This is a genomic window from Acidobacteriaceae bacterium (genome assembly GCA_028283655.1).
GTDB lineage: Bacteria > Acidobacteriota > Terriglobia > Terriglobales > Acidobacteriaceae > Granulicella.
Map to the genome: position 1 here is coordinate 2812582 of JAPWKE010000003.1, position 12469 is coordinate 2825050.

Below are 12469 nucleotides of genomic sequence, written 5' to 3' on the forward strand. Positions count from 1 at the left end.
ACGAAGCGGAACGAGGACAGCCGGAGGCTGGCAACGTTCACATGCTAACGATAACTTCCTAGCAGAACGCGCGAATTATAAGCACGCACATAAGGAACTGGCAATCCTCCTGTGCGTGCTTTCTTGAGTGCTTTCTAGAAAGAGAGATTCCAGCGGAAAGAGGAAGACTCCGCTGCGCTGGGGGTGGAAACGAGCACGCGCTCGCCACGCTGCTCAGGCGTGCCCTTGTCGACGGAGCCGGGGCGCCCAGGGCCCATGACGATGTTGGGCTCGACCTTTGCCGCGGCATCGGACGGCGCGAGCACGGAGACATGGAGCGCGGCGTCTTTCGCCGGAATGACGAAGCGCAGCTTCCCTGCTTCCCCGATGGTCGTGTCGGAGTGCAGCACTTCGGTGTAGACGACAGGCTTGCTGGAGAGGAGGTTGTCGCTCACCTTCAGCGTGGAGTCTTTGAGTTCAAGCGTGCGCTCGAAGCGAGTGAGGCCGAGGTCTTTGTTGTAAGCAGGTGCGCCTTCGCCGACGAGCGTGAAGCCCCTGGCGGAGAGCTCTGCACGAGTGAGGCGAATGCCGTTGAGTTGCGCGTAGGGGATGGCTCCCCAGGCGTCGTGCGTGCCTTCCTTGCCCTGGCCGTGGCCGTCGACAAGCAGCGTATTGTGCTCGATGGTTTTCGGCACGCCTGCGTAGCCGGAGTCGCCGGTGAGGTACTTGCCATGCGCGAAGAGGATGAAGCTGTTGACGTCGGGATGGACGTGGCCATCTTCGAGACGCCAGTCAGGGAACTTCTGCACGAGTGCCGCCGTATCGTGGCCTTCGGGCGGGCCGCACTTGAAGGCGACTGCGGTGGCGTCTGCGCTCCAGCTTGAGCGCCAGAAGGCGACGTCCATGTCCGGGAAGCGGTGATAGGTGGGCAGGCTGGCGATGGGTGCGGATTTCAGCTTTGTGTCGCGCCAGACGAAGCTCCACCACTCTTCGGCGTTGACGTGGTGCAGCGAGTCGCGCATCCAGTCAGCGACGCCCTGCGTTTTGGGGTCGTGGAACTCGCGGGCGAGGTCGTAGAGCACGTTGTAGTTGGTGAGGAACTTGCCGTCAGGGTGTGAGCGCTCGTAATCCTCGCCGATCTTTGCGCGTGACTTGGGGCCTTCGTAGACGTCGCCGAAGTCGAACATCTGCTGGCCGCCTGGGAGCAGATCGTGCGCGGCGTAGAGGTACATATCGTGCAGGCCGGGCTGGTTGAAAAGGTCTTCTCCGGCGGCGTGCTTCTGCGCGTCGAGGTAGTGGATGATCCACGGCGTGGCGAAGATCCAGTACTCATAGCCTTCGAAGTAGTAGCCGTCGTGCGAATAGGTCTGGAGCACGCGCTGATAGATGCCGCGCGCAAGCTTTGCCCACTCGGCGGCTTCGGGGACTTCGCCGTAGACGGCGTAGGCAGCGATGCCGAGGCCTGCCATCGGGATGAAGGTGTGGTTCTGGCTGTAGGCGTAGACGCGGCCGGGTTTGCTCTTGAACGCTTCGTACAGGAGATGCCCCTGGCGAGCGAGCTTGTTGCGATACTTGTCGCGTTGCGCAGGAGTGAGCTCGTTGTAGAGAAGATCGTAGCCAACGCTGAGGCCGTAGAGCAGATGCCCAGCAGCGAGGTCAGTGTTGGGCTTCGAGAAACTGTATCCCCAGATGTCATAGCTGACGGCCGCGTCCATGTAACGCAGAGCGGCCTCCTTCAGCTTTGGATCGCCTTCGATGCGGTAGGCGAAGGCCGCTTCGGCAATGCCCATGGCGACTTCGTTCTGTGCACGGCGCAGTTCAGCAGGCGGCGGAGGAGGCGGTGTTTTCAACGCACGAATGTCGCTGAGCACGAGCTTCCACTCAGCGGCCTTGGCACCATGTGCTTCTGTCTTCAGCCCGGCGAGCTCTGCGTCAGTGAAGTACACACGCGGGTGAATGCCAGCGAGAGAAGGTTTGACGGACGAAGGCAGCGTGCGCATTTCTTCCAGCAGAGGAGCGGGGCCTTTGGCGTTTTTGCGGACGCTTGCACCGAGCGATTCGTGAGCGTCCTGCGCGCAGGCAGAGCCGACAAAGGCCACGCCGAGCAGCGACGCGAGAGCCGTAGTGAACAAGCGGGAAGAGATCGAACGGACCAAAGCAGTCTCCTTACGAAACACCAGCGTAAAACGTGAGATTGAGGACGATTTTAGATTCCGCTGTATCCGTGTGCGCGAAATCTGTTATCGTTAGCACCCGATGACACTACCACAGCATGGGAACGGTCGAAAAGCCGTCCGCCGCCGCTGAGGATCGAGGAACGCTGATGAGTTTCGCCACAAGCACGCGCCCTTCAGGACGAGCAACGATTCGCGGGCTGCGCTGGTGGATTGTGGGCATGGTGTTCGTCATCACGTGCATCAACTACATCGACCGTACGAGCATCGGACTGTTGTTTACGCGCTTCGGACCGGAGATCAATATCTCGGCGGAGCGTTATAGCTGGGTGGGTGCGATCCTGCTGTTTGCGTACACGCTGTCGCAGGCGCTTTCCGGTCGACTCTACGACCGCTACGGTGCGAGGATCGGCTTCACGGTTTCGGTGATTGTGTGGTGCCTGTCGGCGATGGCGCACTCGCTGATTGCTGGCTTCGCTTCGTTTGCGGCGTGCTCGTTCTTCCTCGGGCTGGGCGAGGCGGGCAACTGGCCCGGAGCGGCGAAGGTTGTTGGCGAGTGGTTTCCCGAGAGCGAACGTGCGCTGGGCATGGCGATCTTCAACGGCGGCGCGTCGATGGGTGGCGTGATTGGACCGCTGCTGGTCGCGACCGTGATTGAGCCGCGTGTGGGTTGGCGGTGGACGTTTGCCATCATTGGCTCACTGGGTTTTCTGTGGCTGGCGGCGTGGCTGTTTCTCTATCGCCCGGTGAACAAGCACCCAAGCCTTTCTGCCGAAGAGATGGACCTGATCCTGAACGGGCAGCGCAAGGCGATCCTGGGGCCGCCGCTGAACGTGCGCGAGCTGCTTAGCTACAAGCAGACGTGGGCGATTCTGCTGGCACGCTTCTTCGTCGATCCGATCTGGTGGCTCTACATGCTTTGGCTGCCTTCGTATTTGAAGGCCGTCCATCACTTCAATTTGAAAGAGATTGGCGCGTTCCAGTGGGCACCCTATGTGCTGGCAGCGTGCGGGAGCTTGTTTGGCGGCTATCTTTCCGGACGCCTGATTCGCGCAGGCAAGAGCATCAACTTTTCGCGCAAGCTGACGATTGCGATCGCTGCGTGCATGATGCCGTTCGGCATCTTTGCGGCGCACTCGCACAACATTTATGCGGCGATGATCTTCATCGGCATCGTGCTCTTCGGCTTTCAGATGTGGATCTCGAACGTGCAGACGCTACCCAGCGACTACTTCCCGAAGGAGTCAATCGGTACGGTGGCGGGCATGGGCGGCATGGCCGCCGGTATTTCGAGCCTCTTCTTCAACCTCGGCACGGGCTGGGTGGTGACGCACTTTGGATACTCTTCGGTGCTGACCCTGGCTGGCGTGCTTGCTCCGATCGGCCTGCTTTGCCTGTTTTTGCTTGGCGGCCGCATTCATCGACTTGGCGACGCGTAGACGCCGCACAACCACAACACTCGTACACACAGGAAGGACATACTCCCCATGCCTCACTTCGACAACACACTGGCGATCGTCTTTGGCGGTGGCCGCGATATCGGCGCCGCGATTTCTGTTGCTCTGGCCAAGGCCGGATGCAAGGTTGCCCTCAGCTACAACAGCTCAAACCCGGAGAAGGTGCTGAGCGAAGTGAAGGCTGCCGGCACGGAAGCCTTCTCCGCAAAGGTGGATGCGATGGATACTGCGGCTGTTCGCAAGTTCGTGGAAGACGCGCAGAAGCACTTCAACCAGCCGGTGGGTGTGCTGGTGAACGTGGTTGGCGGACTTGTGGCACGCAAGAAGATGGAAGAGATGGACGATGCGTTCTGGGATTACGTGTTGAACCTGAACCTGAAGAGCATCTTCGCCTCCACGCAGGCGGCGCTGCCGCTGATGAGCGATGGTGGCGCGATTGTGAACGTGGCGTCGCAGGCTGGACGCGATGGCGGCGGGCCTGGCGGCATCGCATATGGAGCGTCGAAGGGCGCGTTGATGGCGATGACTCGCGGGCTGGCGAAAGAGCTTGGAGGACGCAAGATCCGCGTGAATGCGGTGTGCCCCGGCATGATCGCGACAAAGTTCCACGATGACTTTACGAAGCCGGAAGTGCGCGAGCGTGTTGCGGGGATGACTCCGCTGGGACGCCAGGGCGATGCGAGCGAAGTGGCCGATCTGGTGACATATCTTGCTTCCAGTGAAGCGTCGTTCGTGAACGGAACGAACGTCGACATCAACGGCGGTATTCTCTTCAGCTAGACGAAGCAGCAGCGCGTGCGCGGCGATACGGTCGCGCACGCGCATACTCTTTTTGAGGCACATGATGACGATCTTCAAGCGTTCTCTTCTCTGCGCAACTCTGTGCGTCAGCACGGTTGCGTTTGCCCAGGAGCCAGCAAAGCCGGTGCCGTCGAATGATGAGACGGCCGCGAGCGAACACGTTGACACAACGCCGCCGGGGCTTCCGCACATCAAGGCGATTGAGCACAAGGAGATCGTGTATCACCATGGCTCGGGCGTTGACCAGGTGCTGGATGTGTATGAGCAGCCGGGCGGCAAGGCTGCACCGGTGATCGTGTACTGGCACGGAGGAGCGTGGTGGAAGGGACAGCGCCCGCAGTCGCAGGGCGGGTTTCGGCCGCTGATCAACATGGGCTTCAGCGTGGTGAGCGTGGACTACCGGTTGACCGGTGTAGCGAAGGCTCCCGCAGCGGTGGAAGATGTTCGCTGCTCGCTGGCGTGGGTGGCGAAGAACGCGGCACAGTATCACTTCGACACGTCGCGCATCGTGGCGTATGGCACATCGGCAGGTGGGCATCTGGCGTTGATGGCGGGGTATCTGCCTGCGAGCAAGGAGCTTGATCCGCCGGAGTGCGGACCGGTGCCGAAAGTGGCGGCGGTGCTGGACTTCTACGGTATCCCGGATGTGTATGGCGTCGTGGCGAGCGGCATTCCGTTGTCGAAGTCCACGGTGCGATGGGTGGGCGGCGAAGGCGCGAAGGACCCTGACAGCCTGAAGATGGCGAAGGCGATGTCTCCCAATACGTATCTGCGGGCGGGGTTGCCGCCGACGTTCATCGCGCATGGCGATGCTGATCCGGTGGTCCCCTATACACAGTCGACGACGTTGAAGGCAGACCTCACAAAGCTGAACGTTCCAGTGGAGATGCACACGGTGGCTGGTGCCGGGCATGGCAAGTGGACTCCTCCGGAGATGGCTGCGGTGTGGGTGGATGTGCTGGCGTTTCTGCAAGCGCAGCATATTGTGACGAGTAAGTAAGCGCAGACGTAAGAATGGCCGGGGCCTTGTTGAGGCTCCGGCCATTGTTTTGGTACGGCGGGAGAGATCGTCCCGCCGGGGCTGAAGCCCCTTTTTAGGTTGGGCGTCATGTCGCGGCTAAAGCCGCGACCTATCGTTCGTGGCCACCTCACGGGCGAGGGAGGCTTTTCTTGCGGATGAGAATCCTAGCTCTTCTTCTTCTTCCCTGCTGAGTTCTTCGCGTCGGTCGATCCGCGGACGACGAGTTGGCAGGCCATGCGCTGGAGCTGGTGAGGGCCTTTCAGCTTGCCTTCGATGCGGTCGACAAGCATCTGCGCGCCAAGCTTGCCCTGCTCGCGGATGGGCTGCTGCACGGTGGTGAGCGGTGGTGTGCTGTACGCCGCGAGCGGGATGTTGTCGAAGCCCGCGATGGCGATGTCTTCAGGGATGCGAAGGCCGAGTTCATGCGCGGCGCGCAGGGCGCCGATGGCGGCGAAATCGTTGCGCGCGAAGACAGCGGTGGGCGGGTTCTTCAGCGCGGCGAGGCGCTGCATGCCTTCGTAGCCGTCCTCCTGCGTGGCAAACGCGGGCGCGTTGGCCGGGCCGACGGTGTACTCCGGGCGAAAGGTGAGGCCAGCCTGCTTGAGCGCGGCGGCGTAGCCTTCGTGGCGACGCAGAGTGTGGGAATCCTCCGGCGCGATGCCGATGAAGCCGATGCGTTTGTGGCCGAGCTTGATGAGATGCGAGACGACGTCGAAGGCGCCCTGGTAGTGGTCGCCTGCGATGCAGTCGACGGGGACGTTTTCGATCGGGCGACCGATGGTGACGATGGGGATGCCCTGCTGGGCGAGCGTCTTGATGGCTTCGTTGCCGATAAGCGTGCCGCGTGTGGCGACGATGAGGCCGTCGACGCGATGGTCGACGAGAGCCTGCAGGCCTGCGCGTTCCTGCTCAACGCCACGGCCCGCAGTGGTAAGAAACGCGGTGTAGCCAAGCGGGTCGAGCACCTGCTTCATGCCTTCGATGAGCTCGCTGGCGAAGGGGTTTGCGATGTCCGGCAGCATAACACCGATGGCGTTCAAGCGGCGGCCCTTGAGCTGCCGCGCCAGCATGTTGGGGCGATATTGCAGCTTCTGTGCAGCCTTCTGCACCTTGGCGCGGACGGCCTCGCTGACGTAGCCGGTGCCGTTGATGGCGCGGGACGCAGTCATGGCGACAACGCCTGCCTCGCGCGCTACGTCGGCCAGAGTGGCGGGGCGCTTTGCCCTGGAGATTGCTTTCGACGGAGAAGAGGGCGTGGAACGCACCGGTTTGCTCATTGCCCCATGATGGTAACGCAAACATTCGACTTCGACAGAGCGAAGTTGGCGAGCGTGTTATCGATAACGCTTAGCCGTTGCGCCCCATCGAAAAACGGAGCGAACGTTAGAGCTTAATGGACCAGCCGAGCTGCTCGAGTTCAACCTCGATGGTGGCGAGCGCCTGCTCAAGAGCGGTGCGGCGATGAGCACTGGAGGTGCGCTCGCTGAGAACGCGTTCCCGCTGCAGTTCCAGGGCCTGGATGCGACGCTTGAGGTCTGCGTCGGCGAGCCGTTCGGCTGTTTTGTCTTCTGGTCGATCGGCACGGGGTGTTGCCGCCTCAGCCTGCTGCTCTTCTACGCTCTTGGATTCCGAACCGTTGGACATACCCCTATCTTACGCCCCGAAGTCTGGTGAGCTGATTACGGCGGTGTGCAAGAGTGGGCAAACGAAAGAGCGGTAAGGAGAAACTCTCCTTACCGCTCGATATCCGGGGATGCCGCAGGCTTTGCGGCCAGAGGTCTAGTGGCTGCCGAAGCGGTAAACCACACCCATGTTGAAGCCCATGTTGTTCTGCACCTTGGTGCCCGAGGTTGCGTCGGCGAAGGTGGTGCCAACGTAGGTCGGGGTCACGCGGAAGGCGAGGTTGGGGTAGAAGTTATAGTCCAGGTTCAGGCCAACGGAGAAGGCCGGGCGGACGCCGTCCTGCCAGAGGCCAACCTGTGTACCGGAGAGGCCCTTTGCGCCGCCGGAGAAGAGTCCCCAGCCTGCGCCAGCGAGACCTTCGATGCTGAGAGCGAGCTTTTCCTTGCCATAGAAGCGGTAGTTTCCGCCCCCCATGAAGGTGTACTCGTTGATCTGCGGGTTCGGAATCTGCTGCAGATCGTTGAACTTGAGCGCGTGGGCGCGACCAAAGGAACCACGAACGTCGCCGACGACGGCAAACTTCGGGTTCAGGTAGCGGTGTACAGCTACAGCCCAGCTGACTTCGTTGTTCTTCTGGGTGCTTTCCCCAGAGCGGAAGCGCAGGTAACCGCCGCCGCCGAAGACTTCCCACGGGTGAGCGTATGTAGCGTTAATGGTGCGCTGAATACGGGCTTCACGGCTGGCGTTGGTCTCGCGGCGGGCGCGACGAACGGGCGTCTTCTTCAGCGGCTTGAATTCCTGCACATCCTGCGCGGAAAGAGCGCCGGCCGTGGCCAGCAACATCACACTACCTGCTACCAAAGACCGCACGACATGCTTCGCAACTACGAACTTCACCAGACGAACTCCTTGCAGGCAAAACGAGCCCGCTCCTGTTCTCCATTAGAACATTTTGCGGGCTCGTTTTGCTGATTTCTGCGGTCAACCGCAGTTTAGTGCAGTGTGTAGCTCAGACCAGTCGTGAACTGGTAGGAGTTGTGCTTGTAGTACGGCGACGGATTGTTGATGTAGTTGTCCGTCGTGGAGACGTTGGCGGCCAGGCGTTTCCAGACCGGAAGCGTAAGCGTTGCCGTGCCATTTGCCGAGTAGGCGTGCATCTCGGTCCAACCGGGCAGGAAGTCTCCCGACTCGGTGAACACCATGCCCTTGGGCAGGTTGCGCGTGTAGCTTTCCGTGAAGGTGGAGCCGAAGAGATGAACGTCTGCCTGCATCGCAACGCCAGGAGCGGCGAAGAATGTCTGCATCTCGTAGTGAACGTCACCCTTCAGGTCGAGTGTCTGCTTAGGCGTCTTGATGGGCGTCCAGCCGAGACCGCCACCGTAGATCTGCTGGGATTGCAGACCGAGAGAGTAGTTGTGGTCAAACGATGCTGTTCCGAGAACGTATAGGCGCTTTGCGGTCAGATACTGGTCGCGCTCCGCGTCCGCATGGAAGATGTTGGTCTTCGTGATGGCGTCGGGGGTGGCGGGCGTGGTGGGAGGAATCGTCGGGGCGTCCTGCTTGCCGTAGGTTTCCGACAGGTTGAATGTCGTGCGGTTCCGCGCGGGCAGGTAGGGTACCGAGGGAATCGCGCGAATCAGGCCAACACCGGCGGTGAACGTCGTCGAGGTGGTGGTGGAGCGCACGATTGCCGCCCCGCCGGTCACCGTTCCGTTCCAGCCGGAGAAGAAGCCGATGTGCTGCGACATCTCCTTCTGGTAGGTCGGTTCGTCGATCAAAAATGCGAGGTCCGCTGCGGGGATGGTTTCCGGCGCGCCGCTTTCAGGCGTCAGGACGATGTTCTTGCCTTCTACAGAAACCGCGCCGTGCGTGGTTTCCACCTGCTTGTGGGTCTTCTTCTTGATCGCCACGAAGGGGGTCGCAGAGTGCAGTTCCTTGATCTTATCGAGCCCGATGGTCTGCTCGCCGGTGATGTCGCTCTTGAAGACGATCGAGCCGCCCACGAAGCGTTCGAACTTACCGGTCATCTGGTCGCCGTTGGTAAACACCACGACGTCGGGCGCGGGCTTTGCCTGAGCGAACGCCGCGGCGCAAGACAGGGCAGCGAAGGCTGCCGAGGCGAGAATTGCTTTTGTGCGTAGCATCATATTCTCCAGAATAAACGCCCCCGCTTGCTTCGCAAGTACACGAACAGCTACCCTGAGAGGGATATGTACGAAGATTTCGTCGCTCACGACCGTTGGACCGGAGAACCACAGCACTGCGTGTGGAAGGGTACGGTGGTGGCTATTGCCACTCGCCATGCCGATGCCACGGACGTTCGCTTTTCCATTGATGGCCGCGGCGTGTGGGTTGCGCTGCCGAACCAGGCATGGATTGAGCAGAAGCGTAAGAACGGCAAGGTGATCACCGATTACCTCGCCGCGCAGATTGCGGGCCGGTACCTGAAGAACGCTATCGAAACCGGCTATGACAATGGCCGTGAGATGTACACGATGACCGTGGACGAGGTGCTGGAAGGCTCTGCGGCCGTGGTGAGCGAAGCTGGCCGCACCGATCTGCTGCCCGCACTGCCCGTGGTGAACAGCGATGCTCACCCGGCGGAGCTGGACTTCAAACTGCCCGGCGAGCCGCATACGCTGGCTACCGAAATTTAGGCAGACAGAGATACAGATTCTTCAGCGCCACGGCTTCGGTCGTGGCGCTGGGCGTTTAAGCCAGCCCCCGGCACTAAGCCTGCGAGGGCTGGCGGCGTATCCTTTTCTTGATGACTACGACTCGCCGCCACTTCCTTGTTGCCGGAGCAGCTCTTCCCTTTGCCGTGCGCGCCTTTGCGCTGCGTCCTGAACCGCGCTGGGTGCTGCTTGGCACCGATACGGGCGATGCTATCTTCCGCGCCCCCTGGAACGCGGCGACCGGCGAGATCGGCAAGCAGGAGGTCGCGATCGCTACGGCGCGGCCAGATTTCTTCGCGATGCACCCGACGTTGCCGGTGCTTTACAGCGTGAACTCGGTGGGTGATGGCGAGAAGCCGAACCCGGCCCGCAAGCCTGCGGTTTCCTCGTTCCGCGTGAAGGCCGCAACGGCTGAACTTTCGCTGCTGAACACAGTCTCCTCGCACGGCGACGGCCCCTGCTATATCGCTGTGCACCCGACGGGTAAGGCGCTTTATGTGGCGAACTATTCGGCGGGCAGCTTCGCCGCGTACTCGTTGGCGAAGGACGGCTCGCTGGTGGATGAGCCCGCGACGCTGCTGAACTGCCACACGGAGCCGGTGTGCGGGCGGGTTGGCCCGGTGAGCGACAGGCAGGACGCCTCGCACCTGCACTGCACCACGCTTTCACCGGACGGCCAGTATGTGGTGGTCTGCGACCTGGGGACGGATTCCCTGCTGGTCTTTCCGCTGGCTCCGCACACGGCGCTGCCGCAGGTGAGCGGGATGCACCGGACGCCAGCACGGCCGGGCTCCGGGCCGCGGCATGTAGCGTTTCATCCGAACGGGCACTGGCTCTACTGCGTGCATGAGCTGGATGGCACGATCGACCTTTATGACTGGAACCACGGACAACCGACGCTGCGGACGGGTTCTGCGATGTCTACGTTTGCCAAGGGCGCGACCCGCAGAGGTGCAAGCGGCTGCGAGCTGTTGATCTCGCCGGACGGGCGCTTTGCGTACACCTGCAACCGTGGCGTGGATGACGTTGTGGTCTATCGCATTGAGGCGAAGAGCGGTGCGCTGCAGGAGCAACAACGCTTCCCTTGCGGCGGCAAGGTGCCGCGCATCTTTGCCTTCGATCCTTCGCGGCGGTGGCTGGCGGTATGCAACCAAAGTGCTCCGGGGACGGTTGCCGTCTTCGCGCATGATCCTGAAACCGGCCACGTACAGCCTAAGCCGAAGATCTTTGCGGCGAATACACCGATGTTTCTCCAGTGGCTGTGAGCGAGATATGTTTGATCGTCTGGTGCTGATCGAAGCGGTGAGTGCAAGCGGGCAGCGTCGACTGGCGCCGCTGGCAAAGATCGACAACTTCGCGATGCGGAACTTCACCAACGATGCGATCTTCGACGACACACTGCCGGTGAGCGATGGCCGCATGGAGATCGGTCGGCGAGTGCCGGTGGAGCTTCTGCGCGAACGCATGGAGGATTGGTTCCGGCGGAAGCGGTATCTGGCGGACGATGAGCGGCTGGATGTGGTGGAGATTGTTTGAGCGCCAGGAAGTAGGGAGTAGCAAACAGTGAAGGCCGCCGGAGTTCAGGCGGCCTTCACTGTTGTCGAACTCATTTTGCAAGACGAAGGAATTGAGCAGGAGTTGCTTACTGAGCCCTGTGCCTTTGCTTGCGGACTACTTGCGGAGTTCCTTGCAGTCGAGCACGAAGCGGTACTTTACGTCTGCTTTGACGACACGCTGCCAGGCGTCGGCGAGCTTGTCGAAGGTTGTCATCTCGATGTCCGATACGATGCCCTTCTCGGCGCAGAAGTCGAGCATCTCCTGTGTTTCGTGGATGCCACCGATCATCGAGCCGGTCATGAAGCGGCGGCCGATGATGGAGAAGCCTGCGACCTGGAACGGATCCTCAGGCAGGCCGACGGTGCAGTACACGCCGTCGCGCTTCAGGAGGTTCAGGTAGGGGTTGATGTCGTGATCGGCCGAGACGCAGTCGAGGATGAAGTCGAACGAACCAGCGTGCGGTGCGTGCCAGTTCTCTTCGCGCGTCAAAACAACGGCATCAGCACCAAGTTTTTTGCCATCTTCGACCTTGCTGGCCGAGGTGGTGAAGAGCACCGTCTCCGCACCGAAGGCGTGCGAGAACTTGAGGCCCATGTGGCCGAGGCCACCGAGACCAACGATGCCGATCTTCTTGCCGGGGCCTGCGTTCCAATGCTTCAGGGGCGAGTAGGTGGTGATGCCTGCGCAGAGCAGCGGTGCCGTTGCGGCAAGGTCGAGGCTATCAGGAACGCTAAGCACGTACTTTTCGTCAGCAACGATGTCGGTCGCATAACCGCCGAAGGTGGGAACACCGTCGCGGCCCTTGCCGTTGTAGGTCGGGGTCATGCCGCCGTTGGTGCAGTACTGCTCTTCGCCAGACTTGCAGCTTTCGCAGGAGCGACAGGAGTCAACCATGCAGCCGATGGCGGCCTTATCGCCAACCTTGAACTTGCTGACGGACGAGCCGACAGCCTTCACGATGCCGACGATCTCGTGGCCTGGAACCATGGGGTAGATGGAGCCGCCCCACTCGTTGCGGGCCTGGTGGATGTCGGAGTGGCAGATGCCGCAGAACTCGATCTCGATGTGGACGTCGTTAGCCAGCAGTTCGCGGTGGCCAAAGTCAAAGGGCTGGGGGTCAGTGGTGGCGTTGGGCGCGGCGTAACCGTGGGTCTGGATCATTGCCTTAATATCTCCTGGCGT

12 protein-coding genes are annotated in these 12469 nt (G+C 61.3%); 6 read left to right on the forward strand and 6 right to left on the reverse strand.

Going from position 1 to position 12469, the window contains the following annotated elements:
• Positions 1 to 134: 134 nt before the first annotated feature.
• Positions 135 to 2135: a DUF4962 domain-containing protein gene (locus PW792_14655; protein MDE1163161.1), complete on the reverse strand. Its 2001-nt coding sequence runs from the start codon at positions 2133 to 2135 to the stop codon at positions 135 to 137.
• A gap of 167 nt (positions 2136 to 2302) precedes the next feature.
• Here PW792_14655 and PW792_14660 point away from each other — a divergent pair, with 167 nt between their 5' ends.
• The 3 genes from PW792_14660 (at position 2303) to PW792_14670 (ending at position 5411) form a co-directional block, all read left to right on the forward strand.
• Positions 2303 to 3592, forward strand: a complete 1290-nt coding sequence (locus PW792_14660) for an MFS transporter (GenBank protein ID MDE1163162.1) — start codon at positions 2303 to 2305, stop codon at positions 3590 to 3592.
• A gap of 48 nt (positions 3593 to 3640) precedes the next feature.
• Entirely contained in the window at positions 3641 to 4390 is a 750-nt protein-coding gene (locus tag PW792_14665) for an SDR family oxidoreductase (protein ID MDE1163163.1), read from the forward strand.
• A 61-nt stretch (positions 4391 to 4451) separates the two neighbouring features.
• Entirely contained in the window at positions 4452 to 5411 is a 960-nt protein-coding gene (locus PW792_14670) for an alpha/beta hydrolase (GenBank protein MDE1163164.1), read from the forward strand.
• Between the two features lie 185 nt (positions 5412 to 5596).
• Here the strand turns inward: PW792_14670 and PW792_14675 are convergent, their stop codons facing one another.
• The 4 genes from PW792_14675 to PW792_14690 form a co-directional block, all read right to left on the reverse strand.
• Positions 5597 to 6709, reverse strand: a complete 1113-nt coding sequence (locus PW792_14675; protein ID MDE1163165.1) for a LacI family DNA-binding transcriptional regulator — start codon at positions 6707 to 6709, stop codon at positions 5597 to 5599.
• A gap of 106 nt (positions 6710 to 6815) precedes the next feature.
• Positions 6816 to 7076 (reverse strand): hypothetical protein, encoded by a 261-nt coding sequence (locus PW792_14680; protein MDE1163166.1) that lies wholly within the window; start codon positions 7074 to 7076, stop codon positions 6816 to 6818.
• A 135-nt stretch (positions 7077 to 7211) separates the two neighbouring features.
• Entirely contained in the window at positions 7212 to 7952 is a 741-nt protein-coding gene (locus PW792_14685; GenBank protein MDE1163167.1) for a hypothetical protein, read from the reverse strand.
• A 95-nt stretch (positions 7953 to 8047) separates the two neighbouring features.
• Entirely contained in the window at positions 8048 to 9202 is a 1155-nt protein-coding gene (locus PW792_14690; GenBank protein ID MDE1163168.1) for a DUF481 domain-containing protein, read from the reverse strand.
• Between the two features lie 63 nt (positions 9203 to 9265).
• Here PW792_14690 and PW792_14695 point away from each other — a divergent pair, with 63 nt between their 5' ends.
• The 3 genes from PW792_14695 to PW792_14705 all read left to right on the forward strand — a co-directional run bounded on the left by PW792_14695 (position 9266) and on the right by PW792_14705 (position 11266).
• On the forward strand, positions 9266 to 9712 hold the full coding sequence (locus tag PW792_14695) for a hypothetical protein (GenBank protein MDE1163169.1): 447 nt from the start codon (positions 9266 to 9268) through the stop codon (positions 9710 to 9712).
• 110 nt (positions 9713 to 9822) lie between these two features.
• Positions 9823 to 10995: a lactonase family protein gene (locus PW792_14700; GenBank protein MDE1163170.1), complete on the forward strand. Its 1173-nt coding sequence runs from the start codon at positions 9823 to 9825 to the stop codon at positions 10993 to 10995.
• Positions 10996 to 11002: 7 nt separating this feature from the next.
• Positions 11003 to 11266, forward strand: coding sequence for a hypothetical protein (locus PW792_14705; protein ID MDE1163171.1), 264 nt, complete (start codon positions 11003 to 11005; stop codon positions 11264 to 11266).
• A gap of 135 nt (positions 11267 to 11401) precedes the next feature.
• On the opposite strand, the gene PW792_14710 is transcribed toward PW792_14705, so the two are convergent.
• Positions 11402 to 12448 (reverse strand): NAD(P)-dependent alcohol dehydrogenase, encoded by a 1047-nt coding sequence (locus tag PW792_14710; protein MDE1163172.1) that lies wholly within the window; start codon positions 12446 to 12448, stop codon positions 11402 to 11404.
• Positions 12449 to 12469: the final 21 nt, after the last annotated feature.